Raw genomic sequence first — 25801 nt, forward strand, 5'->3', positions numbered from 1 at the left:
GGTGTGGCGGGGCGAAAGCCGCGGCTGTCATGGTTAGGGCATGGCAACCGCGAGCAAGGCCGCGTTGCGCGAACGACTGCTGGCCGCCCGGCGCAGTGTTGCCGACGACGTTCGCGCCGCCGAGGCCCGCATGCTCAGCGAGCGGCTGGAGCTCGTGGCGACCAGCGGCAGCACCGTCTGCGCGTATGTGCCGGTGGCCACCGAGCCGGGGTCCATCGAGATGCTGGACGTATTGCTGCGCCGGTCGGGGCGGGTGCTGCTGCCGGTGGCGCGCACCACGGGCGACCTGCCGTTGCCGCTGAGGTGGGGCGAATACCGGCCGGGCGCGCTTGCCCGCGGGCCGTGGGGGCTGCTCGAGCCGCTCGAGCCGTGGCTGCCGGAGTCGGCGCTGGCCGAGGCGGGCCTGGTGATCGTCCCGGCGCTGGCGGTCGACCGTCGGGGCGTGCGGCTGGGCCGGGGGCGCGGCTTCTACGACCGCTCGCTGGACGACCGGAACCCGCGGGCGAGCCTCATCGCGGTGGTGCGTGATGTGGAGTTCGTTGACGAGCTGCCGTCGGAGCCGCACGACGTACCGATGACCCACGCGCTCACGCCCGGGCGCGGCCTGATCGCGCTCCCGGCCCGGGAATGATCGCGATCACGTGGCGGTTCTAGCACTTGAGACGGTAGAGTGCTAATGCAGCCCGACATGATTCGGAGGTTTTTGTGCCGACATATAGCTACGCGTGCACCCAGTGCGCCAACCGCTTCGACGTGGTGCAAGCCTTCACCGACGACGCGCTGACCACATGTGAGAAGTGCTCCGGGCGGCTACGCAAGCTGTTCAACTCCGTTGGCATCGTGTTCAAGGGCAGCGGCTTTTACCGCACCGACAGCCGCGAATCGGCCAAGGCGTCGAACGGTTCGACCAACGGGTCCTCGACGAGCGAGTCGGGGACCGGTTCGGGTTCGAGCGAAAGCAAGACGCCGAGCCCGGCGGAGAAGTCGACCAGCAGCGCCACGCCGGCCGCCGCGGCCGCCTCGACCTAAGCAGTTATCCACAGGGCGATTCCCCACCGACATTGCCCGCGTCGCGCTGCGCTTACCGTTGCGACGTGGGGGAACCGTCTCTGAACCCAAGCCTGTTCGGCCGACTGTGGACGTCATTGCGCCCGGATTGGGCTCGCACCGTGCTGGCCCGGCGGGTAGCCGCGGGCGGTCTCATCGTGTTGGCCGGCGTCGCGACGCTGCGGTCGAACCCCGACGGTGATCGCGCCGACGTGGTGGTGGCCGCGCGTGACCTGCGTCCCGGCACCGCGTTGACCCCCGACGACGTTCGGCTCGAAAAGCGTTTGGCTACAACGGTTCCCGACGGGTCGCAGGCCGATCTGGGTGTCGTGGTCGGTGCGATGCTGGCCAGCCCGACGAGGCGCGGCGAGGTGCTCACCGACGTCCGGTTACTCGGGAGCCGGCTGGCCGAGGCCGTGGTCGGACCGAAGGCCGGGCCCGGCGCCCGCATCGTGCCGTTGCATCTGGCGGACAGCGCTCTGATCGACCTTGTTCGCATCGGCGACGTCGTTGACGTGCTGGCCGCGCCGGCCAACGATGCGCAGCCGGCTGCGCCCGCCGCCAGCAGGGTGCTGGCCACCGACGCCGTCGTGGTGCTCGTGTCGGCCAAGCAAAAAGTCCAGGGCGCCGACGGCGACCGCGTAGTCTTGGTTGCGCTGCCGGCTCACGTGGCGAACACGGTGGCAGGCTTGGCGCTGGGTCAGACGGTGACGCTCACCCTGCACTGAGTGCCGCGCCGCTGTTCGGCACGTGATCGATGGCAAACTCTGTCCAGTCCCAGAAAGGCCATCCCATGCTCAAAGGGTTCAAGGAGTTTCTCTCGCGGGGCAATATCGTCGACCTGGCCGTCGCGGTGGTCATCGGCACGGCGTTCACGGCCTTGGTCACCAAGTTCACCGACAGCATCATCACGCCGTTGATCAACCGGATCGGTGTCAACCAGCAATCCGATGTCGGCGCCCTGCGGATCGGCATCGGCGGCGGCCAGACGATCGACTTGAACATCCTGCTGTCGGCGGCGATCAACTTTCTCCTGGTCGCATTAGTGGTGTACTTCTTCGTCGTGCTCCCCTACAACACGCTGCGCAAGCGTGGTGAGGTCGAGCAGGCCGACGACGCCCAGATCGTCCTGCTCACCGAAATCCGCGACCTTCTCGCCCAGAGCAATGGGGACTCGTCCGGCCGGCACGGCGCTGGAGTTGCCGAGACGCCTACCCCGAGCCACGGCCCTCGCGCGGACGCGGAAACCGGCCGGCAGTGAATCAGATTTCCAGGCTGGACAACTGCCCGATGATCTGAGCGGCCAGCGGGTTCAGCGTCGCCATTCCGTCGCGCACCGCGTAACGGGAACCAGCCAGGTTGACCACCAACGTGCTACCCGATACGCCGGCGAGACCGCGGGACAGTCCGGCGTCGATGATTCCGGCGGCCAACCCCGAGGCGCGGATGGCTTCCGCGATGCCCAGGATTTCCCGATCCAGAATGTCGCGGGTCGCCTCCGGGGTGACATCGCGCGGCGTGACGCCCGTCCCGCCGACCGAGACCACCAGGTCCACCCCGCCGATCACCGCGGTGTTCAGCGCGTTGCGGATCTCGACCTCGTCGGCCGCGACCGCCACCACACCGTCGACGACGAACCCCGCCTCGGTCAGCAGCTCGGTGACCAGCGGCCCACTGTGGTCCTCGTCCCCGTGAGCGGTGCGATCGTCGACCACCACGACCAGAGCCCGGCCGACCACCAACTCCGCACCAGTTTGCATGGGTGCCACCGTATATCCGAGTTCCGACAATCCCGCCACCGAGGGCTCATCGACTCTCATCACTGATCCGCCTTGCCGAGGGTGACCTGCACGGTGCGGCTCCCGCCGGCGGGATCCTGGAAGGTCAGCGATACCTTGTCGCCGGGTGCTTTGGACCGCACGGCGGCAACCAATGCGTCGGCGCTGTTGATCGGCCGGTCGTCGACCTTGGTGACCACCACGCCCTTGGGCACTCCCGCGGCGGCGGCCGCGCCGCCCTGCACCACGTCAACAACCTTGGCGCCCGGGGTGCTCTTGTCGCTGGTCACCTGCACGCCGAGCGAGGCGTGCGTCGCCTTGCCGGTACTGATCAATTCGTCGGCGATGCGCTTGGCCTGATCGACCGGGATCGCGAAGCCGAGGCCTATCGAGCCGCTCTGCGCGTCCTGGGAATCGGCGCCCAGGGTGGCGATCGCCGAGTTGACGCCCACCAGCTGGCCGTTCATGTTGACCAACGCGCCACCCGAGTTACCCGGGTTGATCGCGGCGTCGGTCTGAATCGCGTCCAAGACGGTGTTTTGGTTACCCGACTCTCCGGTCGTGGACACCGGCCGGTTCAGCGCGCTGATGATTCCGGTGGTCACCGTGCCCGACAGACCCAGCGGCGACCCGATCGCCACCACCGGCTGGCCGACCCGCAGGTCCGCCGAGGAGCCCAGCGAAATGGGCGTGAGCCCCGACACGCCCTGCACGCGAATCACGGCGATATCACTGGTCGGGTCGGCACCGACGACCGTGAACGGTGCCGTGCGGCCGTCGGCAAAGGTCACCGTCGTTTTTGGAGGCGGGCCGGCGGGCCCAGGCGGGCCGCCGTTGCCCGGCTTGGCCGCGGCCGCGACGACGTGGTTGTTGGTCAGGATCAGCCCGTCGGCCGACAGGATGATGCCGGAGCCCTCTTCGGACTGGCGCCCCAGATCGGTCTCCAACATCACGACGCTGGGCACCACCTTGGAGGCGACCTGTTCGACGCTGCCCGGCGGCATGTTCGCCGCCGGGACACTGGGAGCGGCCCCCGCGATTGTCCCGTGGCCGTTGCCGCCCGCGGAGTGCGTGCCCAGCTCGACGGCCGTCGCCGCGGCGCCGCCGATACCGGCCGAGACCACCGCGATTGCCAGCGCGCCTACGGCCAACACGCCTGCGCGGGAACGTTTTTGGTGTACCGGCGCCGGCGGCATCGGCGGCAGCATCCCAGGGATTGGGCCCGGCCCGGTGCTCCCAGGCATCCGACCCGGCCCGGCACCACCGAACGGCTCGTAGGGCCGGCGGTACTGGCCCGACTGCGACGGCTGCTGCGGCTGATAGCGCCAGTCGAACGGCTGGTTGTACGGTTGCTGCTGCCCCTGGGCATAGGCGGGGGGCACAGGCTGATTAGGCCCCGTACGGTATCCCGGCTGCTGCGGCGGTGGCGAATACCTCGGGTCATTCGTCATGTCGCTACGTCGCTCTTCCTCTATTAGCTCGCCCGATGTCGGCTCTGACTTGGCTCGATTCCAACAGTAACTGCAGAACTACCTTGCCCGCGCGGACTGAGAGTCCACTGAGATAACGTTCGCCGATTCCCGAGAGTTCGCCTCGTTGCCAACCGCGGGTACGACGGGGCCGGTGTTGGCTTCCTCCTCGAAGGCTTCGGCGTCGGCAGCGGGCATCGGATACGCCGAAACCGGCATGGGCCGGCCGGGAAGCAGCAGGTAAATGGAGGTTCCCGGGGGCTGCCCCCCCGGGACGGTGTCCTCGACGCGAAGCAACCCGCCGTGGTTGAGCACCACCTTTTTGACGATCGCGAGTCCAAGTCCCGAACCCGGCAGCGCCCGGGCCGTCGTCGATCGGTAGAACCGCTCGAACACCAGGCGGCGCTCGTGCGGCGGAATGCCCGGGCCATAGTCGGAGACCACCAGCTCGGCATGCGACGGGTCGAGTTGCCTCATCCTGATCCCAACCCGCCCGCCCGGCGGGCTCCACTTGGCGGCGTTGTCCATGAGGTTGAGCACCGCGCGCGACAGCCCGGCGGCGTCGCCGTAGACCTGCCATCCAATCACCTCGACATCGAAGTGAATGTCGTTGCGCCGCCGCCTAACTCGCTCCAGGCTGCGATCAACCACCTCGGACATCTCGACCGGCTCGTGCACCACCTGTCCGGCGTCGTCGCGAGTGAGGTCCACCAAATCGCCTACCAGAGTGGACAATTCCTCGATCTGCGCGAGCACGTCGGCGCGCAGGTCGACCATTTCCTGCTCGGGCAGCCGCGGCGCTCCCGGTTCCATCGAGGCCATCAGCAGTTCGACGTTGGTGCGCAGCGACGTCAGCGGGGTGCGCAATTCATGCCCGGCATCGGTGACCAACCGCGCCTGCCGCTCGCGCGACTCGGCCAGCGCGCGCAGCATCAAGTTGAAAGCCTCGGTGAGCCTGGCCAATTCGTCGCTGCCGAAAACCGGGATGGGCCGCAGGTCGTCGGTGCGCGCCACCCGCTCGGCCGCCTCGGTCAGCCGGGCCACCGGACGCAACCCCGCCCGGGTCACCATGCCACCGGCCACCGCGGCGACCGCGACGCCGACGCCGCCGACGATCAGCAGCACCCAGCGCAGCTTGGTCATGACGGCTTCGGTCGGCTTCAGGCTCTTGGAGATCAGCAGTGAGCTGCCGTTGGGTAGGTGGATGGCAAGGATTCGCTGATCGGACGCGGTGCGCCGCGACATGAACAGCTCGCCGCGGATCACGGCCTTCTCCGGCGCACCGACCGGCAGGATCTGACCGGGCTGGTTGGCCGTGTAGACCGAGTGGCCGGGGTTCACCAGCATCGCGTTGACGTCCGAATAGGCGGTGCCCTCGATGGCCTTTCCCGGGTCGGCGGCCAGCGAACCGCTGGCGATCAGCAGCTGCGCCCGGCTCTGCAGTTGGTCGTCGATATCGCTGTACAGCGCGGCCGAAATCACCGCGTAGACCGCGAAGGCCATCAGCACGACGACCATCGCCACCATCGACATTGCCAGCAGCATTACCCGCCATCGCAGGGACAACGAGCTGGTGGCTCCCAGCGGTGCGCGCCGGCGCCGATGGAACCGGATCATCAGGGCGGTGTCTCCCGAAGGACGTAACCGACCCCGCGCACCGTGTGGATCAGTCGCGGCTCACCGTCGGCTTCGGTTTTGCGGCGCAGGTACCCCACGTAGACCTCCAGCGCATTGCCCGAGGTGGGAAAGTCGAATCCCCACACCTCCTCGAGGATGCGGCTGCGGGTGAGCACCCGGCGCGGATTGGCGATCAACATTTCCAGCAACGCGAATTCGGTGCGGGTCAGGCTGATCCGGCGTTGCCCGCGGGTGACCTCGCGGGTTACCGGGTCCAGGGTCAGGTCCAAGAACTTCATGGCCACCGACTCGGCGGCATCGTCGATCTTGGTGCGGCGCAGCAGCGCCCGCATCCGCGCCAGGAGCTCTTCGAGGGCGAATGGCTTCGGCAGGTAATCGTCGGCGCCCGCGTCGAGCCCGGCGACTCGCTCGGAAACCGAATCGCGGGCGGTAAGCACCAGGATCGGCAGGTCGTCGCCCGTGCTGCGGAGCTGACGACACACCTCGAGACCGTCCAGACGCGGCATCATCACGTCCAGGACGAGCGCGTCGGGCCGGTCGCTGGCAATCATTTCGAGGGCCTCGATGCCGTCGTGAGCCAACTCGACCGAGTAGCCGTTGAAGGAAAGCGACCTGCGCAGCGATTCGCGCACCGCGCGATCGTCGTCGACGACAAGTATGCGCACGGCCACTAGTTTCGTCCTAGCGCCTGAGAGCGGCCTGAGAGGCGCGCCGGGGTATTCGCGGCCGAATTATGCGGCCGCGCCGTGACGGCCACCCCGATGCGGCGATCGAGATTAGCGGCGGTCGAGGTCGATGAGACCAAGGCGGGCCGCCTTGAGCAGCCGGCGGGGCACCTTGTGCTTCTGGCCTGCCACCGTCACACCGACGAGCTCGGTCTTCGTGGCCTTCCACTGCGCGCGACGGCTCCGGGTATTCGCGCGCGACATCCTGCGCTTGGGTACGGCCATGGTCGGGCCTAACTCCTCATCGGGGCTTCGGGTCGGGGCTTGTCGCGCGGCATGGCCGGTCGGGCCGAACGTGCGACGATTGGATATCAGGATAGTCGGTGGCCCGCCGGTCACCAAAACGGACACTCCCCGCCGACCAGGCATCCTTGACGTGACACCGGCGGTACCCGTTAACCTACCGGGTGGTTGGTTGGTTCGCGCTCGCCGGCAATTCCACGAATGGAGGACGCGCATGGCCTCTGCTCCCGGTCGTCTCGGCGCCGTCCGGATCGCGAACTGCTCCGGGTTCTACGGCGACCGGCTATCGGCCATGCGCGAGATGCTCACCGGCGGCGAGCTGGACTATCTCACCGGCGACTACCTCGCCGAGCTCACCATGCTCATCCTGGGCCGCGGCCGGATGAAGCACCCCGACCGCGGCTACGCCAAGACCTTCCTGACGCAACTCGAGGACTGCCTGGGCGAGGCCCAAGACCGCGGGGTGCGCATCGTCGCCAATGCCGGCGGGCTCAACCCTGCCGGGCTGGCCGACGCGATCCGCGCCCTGGCCGAGCGGCTGGGCGTCCCGGCCCGGATCGCCCACGTCGAGGGCGACGACCTGTTGCCGCGCGCGGCGGAACTTGGCCTGGGGACGCCGCTGACGGCGAACGCCTACCTGGGCGCGTGGGGCATTGTCGATTGCCTCCACGACGGCGCCGACGTCGTCGTCACCGGCCGGGTCACCGACGCCTCGGTGATCGTCGGGGCCGCGGCCGCGCACTTCGGTTGGGGCCGTGCGGATTACGACCGACTCGCCGGAGCCGTGGTCGCCGGCCATGTGATCGAGTGCGGCGTCCAGGCCAGCGGCGGCAACTACTCTTTTTTCACCGAGGTCTCTGACCTGACCCACGCCGGTTTCCCACTGGCCGAGGTGCATTCCGACGGCTCGTCGGTGATCACCAAGCACCCCGGCACCGGCGGCCTGGTCAGCGTCGACACCGTCACCGCGCAGCTGCTCTACGAGATCACCGGCGCCCGTTACGCCAACCCCGACGTCACCGCCCGGATGGACAGCATCGAGCTGTCCGCGGACGGCCCCGACCGGGTCCGCCTCAGCGGCGTGCTCGGCGAACCGCCGCCGCCCACGCTGAAGGTGTCGCTGAACAGCATCGGCGGCTTCCGCAACGCCATGACGTTCGTGCTGACCGGCCTGGACATCGAGGCCAAGGCCGACTTGGTGCGCCGGCAGCTGGAAGCCGCTTTGACGGTGAAGCCCGCGGAGCTGCAATGGTCCCTGGCCCGCACCGACCACACCGACGCCGACACCGAAGAGGCCGCTAGCGCGCTGCTGCACTGCGTCGTCCGCGACCCCGACCCGGCCAACGTCGGACGCCAATTCTCCTCGGCCGCCGTGGAATTGGCGCTGGCCAGTTATCCGGGCTTCCACGTGACCGCCCCGCCGGGCGAAGGCCAGGTGTACGGCGTGTTCACCGCCGGCTACGTCGACGCCGCCCAGGTGCCGCACATCGCGGTGCACGCAGACGGAACCCGCGTCGACATCCCTTGCGCCACCGACACTGTGGAGTTGGCACCCGCTCCCGACCCGCCGTTGCCCGAGCCGTTGCCGGCCGGTCCGGCGCGCAGGGTGCCGCTGGGCCGGATCGTCGGCGCCCGCAGCGGCGACAAGGGCGGCTCCGCCAACGTCGGGGTGTGGGTCCGCACCGACGAACGATGGCGCTGGCTCGCCAACACGCTGACCGTCGACCTGCTCAAGGAGCTGCTGCCCGAGGCGGCGGACCTCGACGTCACCCGCCACCTGCTGCCCAACCTACGGGCGGTGAACTTCGTCATCGACGGCATCCTCGGCCAGGGCGTCGCCTACCAGGCACGATTCGACCCCCAGGCCAAGGGGCTGGGCGAATGGCTGCGCGGCCGCTACGTCGACATCCCGGAAAGGCTCTTATGAATCTTTGGACCACTCCCGAGCGCGAGCAACTGCGAAAGACGGTGCGCTCCTTCACCGAACGCGAGATCCTGCCGCATATCGACGAGTGGGAGCGCACCGGAGACCTGCCGCGCGAGTTGCACCGGCGCGCGGGAGCGGCCGGGCTGTTGGGCGCGGGGTTTCCCGAAGCGGTCGGCGGGGGCGGCGGGGACGGCGCCGACTCGGTGATCATCTGCGAAGAGATGCATCAGGCCGGCGCACCGGGCGGGGTCTTCGCGTCGTTGTTCACGTGCGGCATCGCGGTGCCGCACATGATCGCCTCGGGCGACGCGCGGCTGATCGACACGTTCGTGCGGCCGACGCTGGCCGGCGAGAAGATCGGCGCGCTCGCCATCACCGAGCCCGGCGGCGGTTCCGACGTCGGGCACCTGCGCACCACCGCGGTGTTGGACGGCAATCACTATGTGGTCAACGGCGCCAAGACCTACATCACCTCGGGAGTGCGCGCCGACTACGTGGTCACGGCGGTGCGCACGGGCGGCCCTGGCGCCGCGGGGGTTTCGCTGCTGGTGGTCGAGAAGGGTGCACCGGGCTTTGAGGTCAGCCGCAAGCTGGACAAGATGGGCTGGCGGTCCTCCGACACCGCCGAGCTCTCCTTCACCGAGGCGCGGGTGCCGGCTGTCAACCTCGTCGGCGCCGAGAACAGCGGGTTCGCCCAGATCGCCGCGGCTTTCGTCGCCGAGCGGATCGGCCTTGCCGCGCAGGCGTATTCGAGCGCGCAGCGGTGCCTGGACCTGAGCGTTCAGTGGTGCCGCGACCGGGAGACGTTCGGTCGCCCGTTGATATCCCGGCAGTCGGTGCAGAACACCCTGGCCGAGATGGCCCGCCGCATTGACGTCGCGCGGGTGTATGCGCGCAGCGTGGTGGAGCGCCAACTGGCCGGGGAGACGAACCTGATCGCGGCGGTGTGCTTCGCCAAGAACACCGCCGTCGAGGCCGGGGAATGGGTTGCCAACCAAGCCGTCCAGTTATTTGGGGGGATGGGCTATATGGCCGAATCCGAAGTCGAACGCCAATATCGAGACATGCGGATCCTGGGCATCGGCGGCGGGACCACCGAAATCCTGACCGCGCTGGCCGCCAAGACCCTTGGGTATCAATCATGACCGTGCTGCAGTCCGCCCTCGACCCGAACTCCGCCGCCTACACCGACGCGGCGTCGACGGCGGCCACCAGGCTCGAAGAGATCGACGCCGAACTCGCCAAAGCGCTTGCGGGTGGGGGCCCGAAGTATGTCGAGCGCCACCATGCGCGGGGCAAGCTGACGCCCCGGGAGCGCATCGAGCTGCTCGTCGACCCGGATTCTCCGTTCCTGGAGCTGAGTCCGCTCGCGGCCTATGGCAGCGCCTTCCAGATCGGCGCCAGCCTGGTGACCGGCATCGGCGCGGTCTCGGGTGTGGAATGCATGATCGTCGCCAACGATCCCACCGTCAAAGGCGGCACCAGCAACCCGTGGACACTGCGAAAGATCCTGCGGGCCAACCAGATCGCGTTTCAGAACCGGCTCCCGGTCATTTCCCTGGTGGAATCCGGCGGGGCGGACCTGCCCACCCAGAAGGAGATCTTCATTCCCGGCGGGCAGATGTTCCGCGACCTGACCCGCCTGTCAGCGGCCGGAATCCCTACCATCGCCCTGGTTTTCGGCAACTCCACCGCGGGCGGGGCCTATGTTCCCGGGATGTCGGACCACGTGGTGATGATCAAGGAACGCTCGAAGGTGTTCCTGGCCGGTCCCCCGCTGGTGAAGATGGCCACCGGCGAGGAATCCGACGACGAATCCCTGGGTGGCGCCGAAATGCATGCCCGCACCTCGGGTTTGGCCGACTACTTCGCGCTCGACGAGCTCGACGCGATCCGGATCGGACGCCGCATCGTCGCCCGGCTGAACTGGGTCAAGCGGGGGCCCTCCCCGGGGCCTGTGACCGAGCCGCTGCTCGATGCCGAGGAGCTGATCGGCATCGTGCCCGCGGATCTGCGGATCCCGTTCGACCCGCGGGAGGTGATCGCCCGCATCGTCGACGGCTCCGACTTCGATGAGTTCAAAGCCTTGTACGGATCGTCGCTGGTGACCGGCTGGGCCCGGTTGCATGGCTACCCGCTCGGCATCCTGGCCAACGCGCGCGGCGTGCTGTTCAGCGAGGAGTCGCAGAAGGCCGCGCAGTTCATCCAACTGGCCAACCGCTCCGACACGCCACTGTTGTTCCTGCACAACACCACCGGATACATGGTGGGCAAGGACTACGAAGAAGGCGGCATGATCAAGCACGGGGCGATGATGATCAACGCCGTGTCCAACTCGACCGTCCCGCACATCTCGCTGCTGATCGGCGCGTCGTATGGCGCGGGCCACTACGGCATGTGCGGGCGCGCCTACGACCCCCGATTCCTGTTCGCCTGGCCCAGCGCCAAATCCGCGGTGATGGGCGGCGCCCAGCTGGCGGGCGTGCTCTCGATCGTGGCCCGCGCGGCCGCCGAAGCCCGCGGGCAGCAGGTCGACGAGGAGGCCGACGCCGCGATGCGAGCCGCCGTCGAGGGCCAGATCGAGGCCGAGTCGCTGCCGCTGGTGTTGTCCGGGATGCTCTACGACGACGGGGTGATCGACCCGCGCGACACCCGAACCGTGCTGGGAATGTGTTTGTCCGCCATCGCCAATGGCCCGATCAAGGGGACGTCGAACTTCGGCGTCTTCCGGATGTGATGCTGATGTCGATCACTCGAGTGCTGGTGGCGAACCGGGGCGAGATCGCCCGCCGGGTGTTTGCGACCTGCCGGCGGCTGGGCCTGGGCACCGTCGCCGTCTACACCGACCCGGACGCCGGGGCGGCGCACGTCGCTGAGGCCGACGCGCGCGTGCGGCTGCCGAATACCTCTGGCTATCTGAATGCCGAGGCGATCATCGCGGCGGCCCGCGCCGCCGGCGCCGACGCGGTGCACCCCGGCTACGGATTCCTTTCGGAGAACGCCACCTTCGCGGCCGCCGTCCACGAGGCGGGCCTGACCTGGGTCGGCCCACCGGTGGACGCGGTGCGGGCGATGGGCTCCAAGATCGAGTCCAAGAAGCTCATGGCCGCGGCCGGAGTGCCGGTGCTCGACGAACTCGACCCCGACACGGTCACCGCGGCGCAGCTGCCGGTGCTGGTCAAGGCGTCCGCGGGCGGCGGTGGCCGCGGCATGCGGGTGGTGCGCGAATTGTCCGCGCTGCCGGCCGAAGTCGAGGCCGCACGGCGCGAGGCACAGTCAGCCTTCGGCGACCCGACCGTGTTCTGCGAGCGCTACCTACCCACCGGACACCATGTCGAGGTCCAGGTCCTCACCGATACCCACGGCACGGTGTGGGCCGTTGGGGAACGGGAATGCTCGATTCAGCGCCGCCACCAGAAGATCATCGAGGAGGCCCCCTCGCCGCTGGTCGAGCGCACACCGGGCATGCGCGCCAAGCTGTTCGACGCGGCCCGGCTGGCCGCCGCGGCAATCGGCTACACCGGGGCCGGGACGGTGGAGTTCCTCGCCGATGGTGACGGCGAATTCTACTTCCTGGAGATGAACACCCGGCTGCAGGTCGAGCACCCGGTCACCGAGGAGACCACCGGCCTCGACCTCGTCGAGCTGCAGCTCGCCATCGCCGACGGCGGCCGGCTCGATGCCGAACCGCCCGCCACGCGGGGGCGTTCGATCGAGGCCCGGCTCTACGCCGAAGATCCCGCGCACGGCTGGCAACCGCAGGCCGGCGCGGTGCACACGTTCGAAGTGCCGGCGGCTCGGGCGCAGTTCCGCACGCTGGGACACCGCACCGGGATCCGGCTGGACTCCGGCATTATTGACGGCTCCACGGTATCCATCCACTACGACCCGATGTTGGCCAAGGTCATCTCGTACGCCCCCACGCGCCGGCAATCGGCGCTGGTGCTCGCCGACGCGCTGGCCCGCGCCCGCCTGCACGGGATGCGCACCAACCGCGAGCTGCTCGTGAACGTGCTGCGGCATCCGGCGTTTCTTGACGGGGCCACGGACACCGCGTTTTTCGACACCCACGACCTGGCGCGGCTGTCCGCGCCGCTGACCGACGCCACCACGGTCCGCTTATCGGCGATCGCCGCCGCGCTCGCGGACGCCGCGCACAACCGCTCAACAGCCGGGGTGTTCGGCTCGATCCCCAGTGGCTGGCGCAACCTGCCGTCCGGCTATCAAGTCAAGAGCTACCGTGACGACGAGGACAACGAACTCCGGATCGAATATCGATTCACCAGAAACGGATTGGTGCTTCCAGGCGACGAGTCGGTGCGGCTGGTCTCGGGCACGGCGAGCGAGGTGGTGCTGGCCGACGGCGACGGGGTGGCCTACAGTTTCGCGGTTGCCCGCTACGGCCAGGACATCTATGTCGATTCGGCGCGCGGGCCCGTTCACCTGGTCGCGCTGCCGCGGTTCCCGGAGCCGGGCTCGACCCTCGAAAAGGGTTCATTGGTTGCGCCCATGCCCGGCAACGTCATCCGGCTTGGCGCTGCGATCGGCGAGACCGTCACCGCCGGCCAGCCGCTGATCTGGCTGGAGGCGATGAAGATGGAACACACCATCACCGCGCCGTCCGACGGCGTGCTCACCCAGCTCAACGTCGACACCGGTCAGCAAGTCGAAGTGGGCGCCGTCCTCGCGAGAGTGGAAGCGCCTCAAAATGCTCGAGCAAAAGGAGATCCACAGTGACCGATACCAGCTTCGTCGAAAGCGAGGAACGCCGGGCCCTGCGCAAGGCGGTGGCCGAATGGGCGTCCAACTACGGCAGCGAGTACTACCTCGAAAAGGCGCGGGCACACGAACACACCACCGAATTATGGTCCGAAGCAGGAAAACTCGGCTTTCTCGGGGTGAACCTGCCCGAGGAGTACGGCGGTGGCGGCGCCGGAATGTACGAGCTGTCGCTGGTGATGGAGGAAATGGCGGCCGCGGGTAGCGCGCTGCTGCTGATGGTGGTATCGCCCGCCATCAACGGCACCATCATCAGCAAGTTCGGCACCGACGAGCAGAAGAAGCGCTGGATTCCGGCCATCGCCGACGGCTCCCTGACGATGGCTTTCGCGATCACCGAGCCGGACGCCGGATCCAACTCGCACAAGATCGTCACCACCGCCCGGCGCGACGGCGGCGACTGGATCCTGAAGGGCCAGAAGGTCTTTATCTCCGGCGTCGACCAGGCGCAGGCGGTGCTGGTGGTGGGTCGCACGTACAAAGACACGGGGGCCAAGTCCGAATCGCTCAGGCCGGCGTTGTTCGTGGTGCCCACCGACGCGCCCGGCTTCACCTACACGCCGATCGAGATGGAGCTGATCAGCCCCGAGCGCCAATTTCAGGTTTTCCTCGACGATGTCCGGCTTCCTGCCGACGCGCTGGTCGGAGCCGAGGACGCCGCCATCGCACAGCTTTTCGCCGGCCTGAACCCCGAGCGCATCATGGGCGCGGCCAGCTCGGTCGGCATGGGCCGGTTCGCGCTGAAAAAGGCCGTCGATTACGTCAAGACCCGCCAGGTCTGGTCCACGCCCATCGGCGCCCACCAAGGGCTGTCACATCCGTTGGCGCAGTGCCACATTGAGATCGAACTCGCGAAGCTGATGATGCAGAAGGCCGCGACGCTCTACGACGCCGGCGACGACGCGGGCGCGGCCGAGGCCGCCAACATGGCCAAGTACGCCGCCGCCGAGGCAGCCACCCGCTCGGTCGACCAGGCCGTGCAGTCTTTGGGTGGCAACGGGCTGACCAAAGAATATGGCGTCGCCGCCATGCTGGCCTCGGCGCGGCTCGGTCGGATCGCCCCGATCAGTCGCGAGATGGTGCTGAACTTCGTCGCGCAGACGTCGCTGGGCCTGCCTCGAAGCTACTGAAGCCGTACTGATGGAAAATCGTCTCGTCGAGTATGCCGGCCCCGCCGACGCCGGCGGCCCGTTCGCGCGGCTGACGCTGAACTCCCCGCACAACCGCAATGCGCTGTCTGGCGCGCTCGTCGGCCAGTTGCATCAGGGACTGCGTGACGCCGCGGCCGACCCGGCGGTGCGGGTGGTGGTGCTGGGCCATACCGGCGGCACCTTCTGTGCCGGCGCGGATTTGAGTGAGGCCAGCGGCGGCGACCCTTTCGACGTGGCCGTCTCTCGGGCCCGCGAACTGACGGCGCTGTTGCGTGCCATCGTCGAATCGCCGCTGCCGGTGATCGCCGCCGTCAACGGGCATGTCCGCGCCGGCGGGTTCGGCCTGATCGGTGCCTGCGACATCGCGGTCGCCGGCCCGCGCAGCACCTTCGCGCTCACCGAGGCGCGGATCGGCGTTGCCCCGGCGATCATCTCGCTGACCCTGCTGCCGAAGATGTCGGCGCGGGCCGCGGCGCGCTACTACCTGACGGGCGAGACGTTCGATGCGGCGCAGGCCACCGAAATTGGCTTGGTCACAATGGCGATCGACGACGTGGACGCCGCGGTGGGGAAGCTGGTCGCCGACGTGAGCCGCGGTTCTCCCCAGGGTCTTGCCGCGTCGAAGGCGCTGACCACAGCCGTCGTGCTCGAAGGGTTCGACCGCGATGCCGAACGGCTCACCGAGGAGTCGGCCCGGTTGTTCGTCTCCGACGAAGCCCGCGAGGGCATGCTGGCGTTCTTGCAGAAACGCCCGCCTAGTTGGGTGCCGCTCGGCTGAGCCTTAGGGACGGACCGAAAGGGGTACGCCTGTGCAGGAGATGGCGAGGTAGGACGGCGACCGACTTCATACGTCGACGTCATCGATGAACGTGGTCGAGTGTCATGCCGGCTGGCATTGGTCGCCTCGTCGTGGACCGTTCCACGCCCGGTCGAGAAGCACACCAGCAAAAGCAGATTGAGATGTTGATCGCGTTGGGAGCGACGATTGAATTCGTGATATTAAGCAGGCCGGTGCCATTCCTGACAAAAGCCGGACTGCTGAGCAAGCCAAACCTGGAGCCGAAACCGTTGAGGAAGGTGTTCGTCACCGCACCGGGGGTATTGACCAGGTTGGTCAGCGCCCCCAATGTGTTCCCGGCATTCCACGCGTTGTAAACCGCTTGAAGACCAGGACCGAGCCCTTCTTGGATCTGGTTGCCCAGCTGGACGATCCCATCGCTTCCAATAGCGGTTACACCGTTGAGTGCCAGATACTTGGTCGCGTTCGCGAGGTTCTGCGTGATGTATTCGGGAATATTCAGAATTTTGGCGAGCGGCAATCCGATTGTGATAAGTGGTTCCGCGTAAAGCGCCTCGTAAAAGTCCGTCACCATGCCCGTTACGTTGCCTGATATAAGGGCGGTTAACGCTTTTTGGATCCACCCCTGAAATTGAGTAGCAGCGGTTCCGGTGAAGTAGTTAACAGCAGTCTTCGCAGCTGTCTGCCAGGTTGAGACGTAGAGATCGCCGTATGAGACCCCATTTGCGGCGACCTGCTGCAAATCCGCTCACTGTTGCGCTGCGGCAACGTCATTCACCCGATCGGCGCACTCTACATCCGGAAGATCCTCAAAACCGCGGCGGTGAAGGTCGGTGAAGGTCGGTGAAGGGCTTGGCGGTCGCTCATCAAATTGTCCTCAAGGCAGGACGGTCTTTTAGCCCGTGTTCTTCGCGTGTAGAACGGAGCACCCGTGGTTGCGCGAGGCGCCCGGCATGGGCGTGGGTGCAGCCGGTCAACGATGCCCGGAAACTTCTTCGATCCTCGATCGGGCACGTGGGCCGGGCGCCGTGTCGGCCGTCCCCGGTTCACGTCACGCAAGGCGATCACCGGCAGTGGCAACGGATTCCAACGGGTGGTTGGTCGTGGCGAAAGCAAAGTCCCGATAGGTCCTCCCCGTCGGGAGGGGCGCAACGAAGCGGCAAGGGCCCAGCGTCGCCAGAGCCGCGCGGGAAGCCCCCGCATTTCTGCCGTCGAGCACGTCAAACTTAAGCGCTTCCTAGGAGGAAGGTTTCAGTTTAGCCAACCCTCTTGCAGCAAAACCTGTACGTCGTAGGCTCGTGAATGATGAGCAACTCAGCGCAACGCGATGCGAGGGACACACGCGACGAAGCGTCGCGTGCGGCCGACACCGATCGCATCCAGATTGCGCAGTTGCTGGCGTACGCAGCGGAGCAGGGGCGCCTGCAGCTGAAAGACTATGAAGACCGCCTAACCAGGGCGTATGCGGCGACCACGTACGAAGAGCTGGATCAGCTCAGGGCCGACCTGCCGGGCGCGCCGGTAAGCCCACGCAGGGGCGGCAAACCCAATCCGGCGCCGTCCACGTTGCTGCTTGCCCTGATGAGCGGGTTCGAGCGGCGCGGCCGATGGAACGTGCCGAAGAAGCTCACCACCTTCAGCTTCTGCGGGGGCGGGGTGGTGGATCTGCGCTACGCCGACTTCACCTCGACCGAGGTCGACATTCACGCGATCTCGATCATGGGCGTGCAGAACATCTTGCTGCCTCCCGAAGTCAACGTCGAAATCCACGGTCGCGGCCTGATGGGCGGCTTCGACCGCAACGTCGTGGGCAAGGGCACGCCCGGCGCGCCGAAGGTGAACATTCACGGCTTCTCGTTGTGGGGCGGTGTGGGCATCAAGCGCAAATCCCGCAAGCCTCGCCCGTAACAGTTCGACCGATCAACCCACCGCGGATGCTTGGTCATAGCGGTAGCGGTGAATGACTTCTCCCCAACGCTGCGTGACGATCGCGCGCTGTTCAGCCGTCAGTTTGTAGGTGTTCGTTTCGTAATCCACATGGTCGGCAAGGTACTGTCGCAGGCGCGGTCGGTATTGCTCGAAGCCGTCAAGACCCAGATGTTCGTACAGTTGGCGCAATTGCCCCTCGGGATCGCTGACCAGGTCTTCATAGCGCAATTCGTAGAAGCGTGACGGATCAACGAGTTCTCGCCCTTCGTCCAACTTTCGATACAGATCGACGTAGGTAGACAGAACCCTCTCGTCCAATCCCTCGAACGTCGGTCGTTGCAAGCTGTGTACGCGGGACAACCTCTTAAGAAGATGGATGCTCGATGGATAAACGAGGTACGGATCTCGGACGATGTGGATGAACTTCGCTTGCGGAAATATGTCCAACAGCACCTTGATTCGGAAACTGTGATTCGGGTTTTTGAGGATCACTGTCTTGCGATGGCGGAAATACACCTGCTGAACGAACCTGAAGAGGATGCGTTTCCATGCTTCCAGCTCTCGCGATGTCAACTGCTCCAAATCCAAATACCGCTCATGCTGATTCGGCCGGTTCGGAAACGCGAGGGTCAGGTACGGCGACGGCTGCCCTTGCATGCACCATATGAACTCGTCTTCTTGCGGGTGACGCAAGCTCAAATCCATGTTGTCCATGGCGCGGTGCTTCGACACCAGAAATCCCAGCAACGGCGCAATCCGCTCGGTCAGTAGAAAATGTTGTGGCGCAACGCATTCGAAGCCCGTGGGACCGGTGTGACGATCGTCGAGGACCAAAAGTTCGTGCAGCAAGGTGGTGCCGGTACGCCAGTGCCCAACGATGAAGATCGGCGGATCGGCGATCACCGTTTTGGCCAGTCGCCTGTCGAACAAGATCTTCTGCCACAACCCCAGGAAGGAGTTGACGACGCTGACAAGCGTGAAAAGGACGGCGAAGTGCCAGCGGCTGGGGTGCACGGCGAAACGGTTGCGGATCAGCAGGCGCGCCCATGCCGAGAAACTGCAACCGATCCACACCGGCGCGGCCCACTCATGCCACCGGGAAAATCGAGACGTCAAACGGGGGGTCTTCATCGCGCGTGGTGCACGCTCTATGCGGTCGCGCGGGGGGTGACGGCGACCCGTAACCGGGTCAGGCCGCGTAGGTTGGCATTTGTCGTCCACGACGGCGGCTCGACCACGTCAATCCGGTCGATGTTGGCGACGATCTCGCGCAGGATCGCCTGGCCTTCCATCCGCGCCAGCTGCGTCCCGGGACACGAGTGGATGCCGGAGCCGAACGCGAGATGCCCGGCTGGGTTGCGGTCGGCGCGAAAGACGTCCGGGTCATCGAATTGGCGCGGGTCACGATTGGCCGCCCCCCACGCCAGCAGCACCAGAGAGCCCGCAGGGATGACGGCGTCGCCGACGGGATAGTCGACGCGCGCTGTGCGGCAGATGTTTTGGACCGGCGACATAAAGCGAAGTTGCTCCTCAATCGCCGACGGGATCAGATCTGGTCGCTGCGCGAGGAGCTTGAACTGATCCGGATAGTCGGCCAGCGTGAGGAATAAGGTGCTGATCATATTCGCGGTGGTTTCATAGCCCGCAACCAGCAGCAACACCGCGAACAAGAACAATTCGTCATCGCTGATCCGGCTCTGCTCGGCATGCGCGGCAAGCTGCCCGAGGATGGTGGACTCCCCCAGCAGCCCGTTGTCGCGTCTGTGAGTGAAGAGCTTGCGCAACCGCCGAAATCCGGTGAAGCCCTGCACCAGCGAAACCAGCCCCGGCACCGACAGCTTGACGTCGGTGATGCGAATCGCCTGGTTGGACAGGCGGCAGAAGGCGGCCTCGTCGGGTCCCGCTACGCCGAGAACATTGGTGATGGTGCGCATCGGCATCGGTGCGGCCACGGTGGAGACGACGTCCGCGGTTGCCCGGCCCAGCAGCCCGCCAACCAATTCACGGGCAAGTTCGTCGATCATCGGACGCCAGGACTCCAACGCGCCGCGCGCCATACCCGGCGCCAGTTGCTTGCGCATCCGAGTGTGTACAGGCGGATCAGACGTGGGAAGGAAAGGGGGCGCCCCCCGTGACAAGGTGACTCCACCGGCGCTGGACAACGCGTCGTGGTTGCGCGCGGCCTCGCGGACGTCGGAGTACCTGCTCAAGATGTAGACGTCGCGCTTGGGGTTGTAGTGCACGCGCTCGCCCGCCAAAAGCTCCCGGTAATACGGGTAGGGGTCGCGGGCTATCGCGGGTTTCAACGGGTCAAAGTCGGTGATCTGCACATGCTTTGGGTCATGGTTGTCGATCAGTTTCGACCGCACTTTCCTGGCTGCGGTAAGTGCGAGCACTTTTGCCAGCATGGGCGCGCACGCCCGCACAAGCTGGGTATCGCGCCTCATCGTTGCGGTCACAGGAAAGTCAAGGCGAGCTGGCATACGCCAACTCGCCATGTTGCCAATCAACGCGATCACGCCTTGCGTGATCGGCGCGGAGCACAAGGTGCCGCGCTCGCACGGGCATCCGCCCGCGGCACCCGACCCTGTGCTGCATCGGTACCGGATAGCGTCGCTGTCATGGCCCCCAGGTCTCAGGCAGGTGAGGTTTCCGAACAGTGCATAGAGTACCGACGCGTGTCGAACCGCACGCGATTTCCGGCCGTAATCGCCTATTTGACAGGTGTCAACAAACCTGACCTGCCGGCGGACCCGCCCGGTTCGAAGCGAGGTGACGCCGTGGCGCTGACGGAGGTTCGGTTCTCGATGTCCGACGATGGGAGCTGGGCCACAGTCGCGGGCATGAGGCTATCCACGCCTGGTCAGCACCAGGTGGCGGTGGCAAGCTAGAGACCGGCCGTGGCCGGGCTGGACCGCCACAATGCTGCAACTCCCGTGAAAGGCGACGTGTGTGAACCAGGTCCGAGTCGGCCTCAGCACTCAGCTCCTCAATTCTCGATATTCCCCGACCGCGCTCACTCACGCCAACGTGCTGATGGCCACGGCGAGTGGCGTCGACTCCTACTGGGTGGCCGACCACCTCAATTCGCTGTTCCCGCGCTCGATCGCCACGCCGGACTACCTTGGTGTCGCCAAACTCGTCCCTAAGATCGACGCCCAATTCGAACCGTGGACGATGCTCGGATATCTCGCCTCCCGCAACCGCTTTGCACGCCTGCGGCTTGGCATCGGCGTCACGGACGCCAACCGGCGTCATCCGGCGGTCACCGCGCAGGGCGCGGCCACGTTGCACCTCATCACCCGCGGCCGTGCCATCCTCGGCATCGGCGTCGGGGAGCGGGAGGGCAATGAGCCCTACGGGGTGGACTGGACCAAACCCGTGGCGCGCTTCGAAGAGGCGATCGCCACAATCCGCGCGCTGTGGAACTCCCGCGGCGAACCCATCTCGCGTGAGTCGCCGTACTTCCCTTTGCGTAACGCGGTGTTTGACCTGCCGCCCTACCGTGGCAAATGGCCCGAGATATGGATCGCCGCCAAGGGCCCGCGGATGCTGCGAGCCACCGGACGCTACGCCGACGCCTGGTTCCCCGGGCTGGTTTCGGGGCCCGAAGCCTACGCATCCGGCCTTGAAGCTGTGCACACGGCGGCGTCCAACGCCGGGCGGGATCCGGGTTCGATCACGCCGGCGCTCTCGATCTTCGTCGTCACCGGGCGAAGCCGCGACGAGGTCGAGCAGACGCTGAACTCCGATGCCGCGAAAGCCTTCGCGCTCATCATTCCGGGCCAGATGTGGGCCGACCACGGCGTGCAACACCCGCTTGGGCATGACTTCGCCGGCGCCCAGGACCTGATCCCGCAAACGTTAGACGAGCAGACGGTGCTGTCCTACGTCAAAGACGTCCCGGTATCGCTGCTCAAAGATGCGCTGCTGGCCGGGACGCCCGACGAGGTCATCGATCAGGCTGCGCAGTGGCGCGACCACGGGGTGCGCTATCTCGTTGTCAACAATCTCAGCCACCTGCAGCCGACCCTATGGAAAGGCCTCGCATCTAGCGCACCCTTCTTCAAGATCCTGCGCGGGCTCAAGGGACTGTGAATTCGGCCCACCGCGTGCGCGCTGGTGGTCCGGGGGCTGTTATCAGACGCCGCTGCCGCCGAGTCTGCGCTGGTGGCATCGAGCCTGCGTTCACGGCCGGCTTTTCGCCTTGGGCGCCGCTACCACCGCAGTCTCGACACCCCAGCGAACACCCGTGCCCGCTAGCGACGGCGCCGCGACCGCAGGTAGTCGCCCACCACGGCCGCGCCCAGGCCGTCGAGGTCGGGCACCACGACCCGCCCCTCGACGCGGCGGGCGACCTGGTCGATGAACCGCGCCAGCCCGGGGTCGCTGCCGAGCCGGAAGATCGTCACCTGCGCGCCGAGCCGGGCCATGTCGTCGAATCCGCGCACGGTGTGGGCGATGGTCCGCGGATGCGGCGGGTAATCAAAGAACACCGCCGTGCCGTCGCCGTCGAAGTCCTCCAGGTGCGCGGTCGGCTCACCGTCGGTCACCACCAGCACGACGGGCTGCGCGTTGGGGTGCCGGCGCAGGTGGCGACCCGCCAGCGCCAGCGCGTGATGCAGGTTGGTGCCCTGCTCGTAGACGCCCTCGAGACCGGTGAGCTCGGCGGCCGTCACCGTCCGGGCGTAGCGGCCAAACGCGATGATCTGCAAGGCATCCGCGCGAAAGCGCGTGCACACCAGGTGGTTGAGCGCGAGCGCCGTCTGCTTCATCGGCAGCCAGCGATTCTCCATTACCATCGAAAACGAGGTGTCGACCAACAGCGCCACCGCGGCCTGCGTGCGGGTCTCGGTCTCGGAGACCTCGACGTCGTCGACGGTGATGCGAATCGGGCCGTCAATAGTCGACGTCCCCGCCTGCCGCAGCACCGCGTTGGTCAACGTGCGGGGGATGTTCCACGGCTCGGTGTCCCCGAACTGCCAGGGCCGGGTCGCACCGGTCAGCTCACCGGCGGCCCCCGCGCGCCGATGGTCGCGTTCGCCGCGTCGGCCGGAAAGCTGTTGCGCCACATCGCGTAACGCCGTCTCGCCGAGCCTGCGCATCGCCTTCGGCGAGAGCCGCCACTGGCCGTCGGAACCACGATCCAGGAAACCCTGATTGACCAGGGCGCGCTCCAACTCGGCGAGCGTTCGGGCGTCGATGGCGGCCTGGTCGCCGAGCTGGCGTGCCAGCGCGTCGAGATCGACGTCGTCCATGGTGGCGCCCGGATAGCTCTGCGAGAGCTGCTCGGCCAGCTGCTCCAGCTCGGCGATGTCGGACAGCGCCTGGGCGCCCTCGCCCATGCCGAACGGGTTATCGCCGGAGAACTCCTGCGACCCGGTCCAATCCTCACCCGGCCGCGCGGCCTGCAGATGCGCGTCGAGCCGATTCAACGCCTGCATCAACGCCGGGGAACCAAATGCCTGCTGCGCCAAGGCATCCAGCTCGGCACGCTGCTCCGGGCTCAGGCTGTTGCGGAAACGTTGCGCGGCGGCGGCGCGCTTGGCCAGCGAGTCCAGCAGCTCCTCGACATTGCGCGGGTTCTCCGGGAAGAACTCGCCATGCTTGTCCATGAAATCTTGAAAGTCCTGCTGCGTGTCCTCGCCGCGGGCGTGCTTGTCCAGCAGCTCGTTGAGGTCGTCCAGCATCTCGCTGACGCGCTGGCGGTCCTCGTCGGTGGCGCCCTGAAGCGCCTGTTTCATGCCGGCGAAGCGCTGGTCCAGCATCTCGCGGCCGAGCAAATCCTTGATCTGGTCGTACTTTTGGCGCGCCTCCGCGCTGCGCCAGTCGTAGTCGGACAGCTCCTGGACGGCCTTGGCCGGTGACGCGGGCAGCGCGTCGAGCTGCAGTTCGCCGAAGCGGGCGTCGTCGTCCAGCGCGCGGGCCAGCTCCTTGCGTTCGGCCAGCACGGCCTCGTCGAGCAGCTTCTTGACCTCCTGCAAGGTGCCATCTAAGTTATTGCGGCGCAGCAGATCCCGTCGACGCCGATTGGCCTCGGCCGCCAGCCGATCGGCCCCGGGCATATTCTTGGTGCCGCGCCGCAGCAGCTCGGACAGCGCACGCCGTGGCGAGGTGCCCGCCATGACGTCCTGGCCGATCTGTTCGAGAGCCTCGCGCAGATCCACCGGCGGGGCCAGCGGATCGGGCCCGCCGGTGTACGCCGAATAGCGCAGTGAGTGGCCCTTAACCGGTTCAGCCATAGACGGTTTGGCCTTCCCCGGACACCTTGTCGATGCGCTTGGCCAGATACAACGCCTCCAGCGCCAGTTCCAGCGCCGCGGCGCGCTCTCCCTCGGATTCCGCGCCCAGCTTTCTGGCAATGGCGTCCACGACGGGCAGCCCCGGGACCGCGGCCAGCACGTCCTTGGCCGACACCCGCTCCCCCGTCGTCACCGCCGCACCGCCCTCGACGGCCGCCACCAAAGAACCGACGTCGAGGCCGCCCAGCACTCTGGCCGCGGTGTCGGCGGTCGCGCGGCGCAACAAGTGCTCGAGCACCGCCTGTTCGCGGCCTTCCTCACCGGACTCGAATTCCAGCTTGCCGCGCAGCACGTCGATCACCGTGCCCAGGTCGACCACCCGGGCCACCGGGTCGGTCTCCCCCAGCACCGCGCCCCGGTGGCGCGCGGCGGCCGCGACGGTCTCGGCGGCCGCGATCGCGAACCGCGCCGACACCCCGGACCGCTGGTCGACCGAGTTGGACTCGCGCAGGTATCGGGCGAACCGCGCGATCACCTGCATGAGATAGGCGGGCACCTGGGCGCTCAGGTGCGCTTCCTGCACGATCACGCCCACCTCCGCGTCCAGCTCCAGCGGGTAGTGCGTCCGGATCTCGGCGCCGAACCGGTCCTTGAGCGGGGTGATGATGCGGCCGCGGTTGGTGTAGTCCTCGGGGTTGGCGCTGGCCACCACCAACACGTCCAGCGGCAGCCGCAGCGTGTAGCCGCGGACCTGGATGTCGCGCTCCTCCATGACGTTGAGCATCGACACCTGGATGCGCTCGGCGAGGTCGGGCAGCTCGTTGACCGCGACGATGCCGCGGTGCGCGCGCGGAATGAGGCCGTAGGCGATGGTCTCCGGATCCCCGAGGCTACGGCCCTCGGCGACCTTGATCGGATCGATGTCACCGACCAGGTCGGCGACGCTGGTGTCCGGGGTGGCCAGCTTCTCGGTGTAGCGCTCGCTGCGGTGCTTCCACTCCACGGGCAGATCGTCGCCGAGCTCGTAGGCCCGCCGGATCGACTCCGGCGTGATCGGCCGGTACGGATGCTCGCCGAGTTCGGCCCCGCCGATCACCGGGGTCCACTCATCGAGCAGCCCGACCAGCGCGCGCAGCAGCCGGGTCTTGCCCTGGCCGCGTTCGCCCAGCAGCACGAAGTCGTGACCCGCGATCAGCGCCCGCTCCAGCTGGGGCAACACGGTGTCGTCGAAGCCCAGGATGCCCGGCCAAATGGCTGCGCTATCCGGCCCGTCGGCTAATGCGGTCAGCAGATTTTCGCGGATTTCCTGCTTGACTCCCCGTTCGCGGTGACCGGCGGCACGCAGTTCGCCGACGGTGCGGGGCAGATTGCTCGGTGATGTCACCACTCCACGCTACGTCGCATGGCGGGATGGCGTTTGCGCACCGGCGACCACAGTGAATTTCACGACGCGCGTTCGGCGTGTCGCGTCGTGAAATTCACCCTCGCGCCCGTCAACGCGCGGCGCGGCCGGTGAGATCAATGCTCACCGACGAGCGAAGGTCGGGCAATCGGATCGATTGCCCGACCTTCGGCTAGGGGATGTTGCGCTGGGCCGAAGACGGTCAGCTGAACGTGGCGGTGGCCTCGGTGTCACCCGGTTTCCAGGTGATCGTGCCGTGCTCGAACGTCGACTTCTTCAGGCCGTCGGGGGTATCCACCTCGTCGCTCGTGGGATAACCCAACTTGCCCTGTGAACCGCCGAGTTGGTTCCACTTATCGCGGATCTTGCCCCACACGACGTAGGCCTGCGTCTTATAAACAATCACGCCGCCGTCGAACTGTTGATAAATGCCGCCGTCCGGGTTCGTTTGCTGGTTGCCCGTCGGGGCGCCCAGGTCTTTCCGCGCCTTCTCGTCAAGGGAGTTGTACTTGTCGAGAATCGGCCCCTGAACCGTGTACGCCGTGCCGTTGGCCCCCGTGATCTGGGTCGACGGCGCGGCCGCGCTCGCGCTCGTGGTCGCGGAGGAACCGGCGCTTGCGGAGGTCGTCACCGACGACGTCACGGAGGAACCCGTTGTCTCGTTGGATTTGT

The 25801-nt window shown here is 67.0% G+C and carries 22 protein-coding genes and 1 pseudogene; 12 read left to right on the top strand and 11 right to left on the bottom strand.

Annotated features, from left to right (window positions below):
* Positions 1–40 precede the first annotated feature (40 nt).
* From K3U93_RS19735 to mscL, 4 genes are all read left to right on the top strand, one after another.
* Complete coding sequence (locus tag K3U93_RS19735) at positions 41–631, top strand: 5-formyltetrahydrofolate cyclo-ligase (protein WP_083011448.1); 591 nt, start codon at positions 41–43, stop codon at positions 629–631.
* A 74-nt stretch (positions 632–705) separates the two neighbouring features.
* Positions 706–1029, top strand: coding sequence for an FmdB family zinc ribbon protein (locus K3U93_RS19740; RefSeq protein ID WP_071511447.1), 324 nt, complete (start codon positions 706–708; stop codon positions 1027–1029).
* Positions 1030–1094: 65 nt separating this feature from the next.
* Entirely contained in the window at positions 1095–1775 is a 681-nt protein-coding gene (locus K3U93_RS19745; RefSeq protein ID WP_083011447.1) for an SAF domain-containing protein, read from the top strand.
* A 65-nt stretch (positions 1776–1840) separates the two neighbouring features.
* Positions 1841–2308, top strand: a complete 468-nt coding sequence (gene mscL, locus K3U93_RS19750; RefSeq protein ID WP_071511449.1) for a large-conductance mechanosensitive channel protein MscL — start codon at positions 1841–1843, stop codon at positions 2306–2308.
* Position 2309: 1 nt separating this feature from the next.
* On the opposite strand, the gene K3U93_RS19755 is transcribed toward mscL, so the two are convergent.
* From K3U93_RS19755 to rpmF, 5 genes are all read right to left on the bottom strand, one after another.
* Positions 2310–2867 (bottom strand): MogA/MoaB family molybdenum cofactor biosynthesis protein, encoded by a 558-nt coding sequence (locus tag K3U93_RS19755; protein WP_071511450.1) that lies wholly within the window; start codon positions 2865–2867, stop codon positions 2310–2312.
* The gene (locus K3U93_RS19760; RefSeq protein ID WP_083011446.1) at positions 2867–4276 is read right to left on the bottom strand and encodes a S1C family serine protease; all 1410 of its coding nucleotides are present in this window, start codon (positions 4274–4276) and stop codon (positions 2867–2869) included. The genes K3U93_RS19755 and K3U93_RS19760 overlap by 1 nt, the downstream gene beginning before the upstream one ends.
* Before the next feature lie 78 nt (positions 4277–4354).
* The gene (locus tag K3U93_RS19765; protein WP_083011445.1) at positions 4355–5911 is read right to left on the bottom strand and encodes a HAMP domain-containing sensor histidine kinase; all 1557 of its coding nucleotides are present in this window, start codon (positions 5909–5911) and stop codon (positions 4355–4357) included.
* A complete protein-coding gene (mprA, locus tag K3U93_RS19770) occupies positions 5911–6597 on the bottom strand; it encodes a two-component system response regulator MprA (protein ID WP_071511462.1) in 687 nt (228 codons plus the stop codon). The genes K3U93_RS19765 and mprA overlap by 1 nt, the downstream gene beginning before the upstream one ends.
* Positions 6598–6708: 111 nt before the next feature.
* On the bottom strand, positions 6709–6882 hold the full coding sequence (rpmF, locus tag K3U93_RS19775; protein ID WP_007168835.1) for a 50S ribosomal protein L32: 174 nt from the start codon (positions 6880–6882) through the stop codon (positions 6709–6711).
* 232 nt (positions 6883–7114) lie between these two features.
* On the opposite strand from rpmF, the gene K3U93_RS19780 reads away from it, so the two are divergent.
* Genes K3U93_RS19780 through K3U93_RS19805 form a run of 6 tightly spaced genes read left to right on the top strand, consistent with a single transcriptional unit; the run spans position 7115 to position 15535 of the window.
* The gene (locus K3U93_RS19780) at positions 7115–8827 is read left to right on the top strand and encodes an acyclic terpene utilization AtuA family protein (protein ID WP_083011444.1); all 1713 of its coding nucleotides are present in this window, start codon (positions 7115–7117) and stop codon (positions 8825–8827) included.
* The gene (locus tag K3U93_RS19785; RefSeq protein WP_083011443.1) at positions 8824–9972 is read left to right on the top strand and encodes an acyl-CoA dehydrogenase family protein; all 1149 of its coding nucleotides are present in this window, start codon (positions 8824–8826) and stop codon (positions 9970–9972) included. Before K3U93_RS19780 ends, K3U93_RS19785 begins: the two co-directional genes overlap by 4 nt.
* Before the next feature lie 2 nt (positions 9973–9974).
* Positions 9975–11564, top strand: coding sequence for an acyl-CoA carboxylase subunit beta (locus K3U93_RS19790; RefSeq protein ID WP_139797105.1), 1590 nt, complete (start codon positions 9975–9977; stop codon positions 11562–11564).
* Between the two features lie 5 nt (positions 11565–11569).
* On the top strand, positions 11570–13564 hold the full coding sequence (locus K3U93_RS19795) for an acetyl/propionyl/methylcrotonyl-CoA carboxylase subunit alpha (RefSeq protein ID WP_083011473.1): 1995 nt from the start codon (positions 11570–11572) through the stop codon (positions 13562–13564).
* Positions 13561–14736: an acyl-CoA dehydrogenase family protein gene (locus tag K3U93_RS19800; protein ID WP_071511456.1), complete on the top strand. Its 1176-nt coding sequence runs from the start codon at positions 13561–13563 to the stop codon at positions 14734–14736. The genes K3U93_RS19795 and K3U93_RS19800 overlap by 4 nt, the downstream gene beginning before the upstream one ends.
* Before the next feature lie 10 nt (positions 14737–14746).
* Positions 14747–15535 (top strand): enoyl-CoA hydratase family protein, encoded by a 789-nt coding sequence (locus K3U93_RS19805; RefSeq protein WP_083011441.1) that lies wholly within the window; start codon positions 14747–14749, stop codon positions 15533–15535.
* Between the two features lie 79 nt (positions 15536–15614).
* On the opposite strand, the gene K3U93_RS19810 is transcribed toward K3U93_RS19805, so the two are convergent.
* Positions 15615–16298 (bottom strand): hypothetical protein, encoded by a 684-nt coding sequence (locus K3U93_RS19810; RefSeq protein ID WP_139797100.1) that lies wholly within the window; start codon positions 16296–16298, stop codon positions 15615–15617.
* A 563-nt stretch (positions 16299–16861) separates the two neighbouring features.
* On the opposite strand from K3U93_RS19810, the gene K3U93_RS19815 reads away from it, so the two are divergent.
* Entirely contained in the window at positions 16862–17464 is a 603-nt protein-coding gene (locus tag K3U93_RS19815; RefSeq protein WP_083011439.1) for a DUF1707 SHOCT-like domain-containing protein, read from the top strand.
* A 12-nt stretch (positions 17465–17476) separates the two neighbouring features.
* On the opposite strand, the gene K3U93_RS19820 is transcribed toward K3U93_RS19815, so the two are convergent.
* Both K3U93_RS19820 and K3U93_RS19825 read right to left on the bottom strand, forming a co-directional pair.
* The gene (locus K3U93_RS19820) at positions 17477–18616 is read right to left on the bottom strand and encodes a sulfotransferase family protein (protein WP_083011438.1); all 1140 of its coding nucleotides are present in this window, start codon (positions 18614–18616) and stop codon (positions 17477–17479) included.
* 17 nt (positions 18617–18633) lie between these two features.
* Positions 18634–19947 (bottom strand): annotated as a pseudogene (locus tag K3U93_RS19825) (cytochrome P450); the annotation flags it as partial.
* Positions 19948–20437: 490 nt separating this feature from the next.
* Between K3U93_RS19825 and K3U93_RS19830 the strand changes: the two are divergent.
* Positions 20438–21583, top strand: a complete 1146-nt coding sequence (locus K3U93_RS19830; protein WP_230981465.1) for an LLM class flavin-dependent oxidoreductase — start codon at positions 20438–20440, stop codon at positions 21581–21583.
* Between the two features lie 161 nt (positions 21584–21744).
* Here the strand turns inward: K3U93_RS19830 and K3U93_RS19835 are convergent, their stop codons facing one another.
* The 3 genes from K3U93_RS19835 to K3U93_RS19845 all read right to left on the bottom strand — a co-directional run bounded on the left by K3U93_RS19835 (position 21745) and on the right by K3U93_RS19845 (position 25760).
* On the bottom strand, positions 21745–23727 hold the full coding sequence (locus tag K3U93_RS19835) for a vWA domain-containing protein (protein ID WP_083011437.1): 1983 nt from the start codon (positions 23725–23727) through the stop codon (positions 21745–21747).
* Positions 23720–25114, bottom strand: a complete 1395-nt coding sequence (locus K3U93_RS19840) for a sigma 54-interacting transcriptional regulator (RefSeq protein ID WP_071510472.1) — start codon at positions 25112–25114, stop codon at positions 23720–23722. Before K3U93_RS19840 ends, K3U93_RS19835 begins: the two co-directional genes overlap by 8 nt.
* Before the next feature lie 217 nt (positions 25115–25331).
* Complete coding sequence (locus tag K3U93_RS19845; protein WP_230981468.1) at positions 25332–25760, bottom strand: LGFP repeat-containing protein; 429 nt, start codon at positions 25758–25760, stop codon at positions 25332–25334.
* Between the last annotated feature and the right edge of the window lie 41 nt (positions 25761–25801).

Source organism: Mycobacterium malmoense, assembly GCF_019645855.1.
GTDB classification, from domain to species: Bacteria; Actinomycetota; Actinomycetes; order Mycobacteriales; family Mycobacteriaceae; genus Mycobacterium; species Mycobacterium malmoense.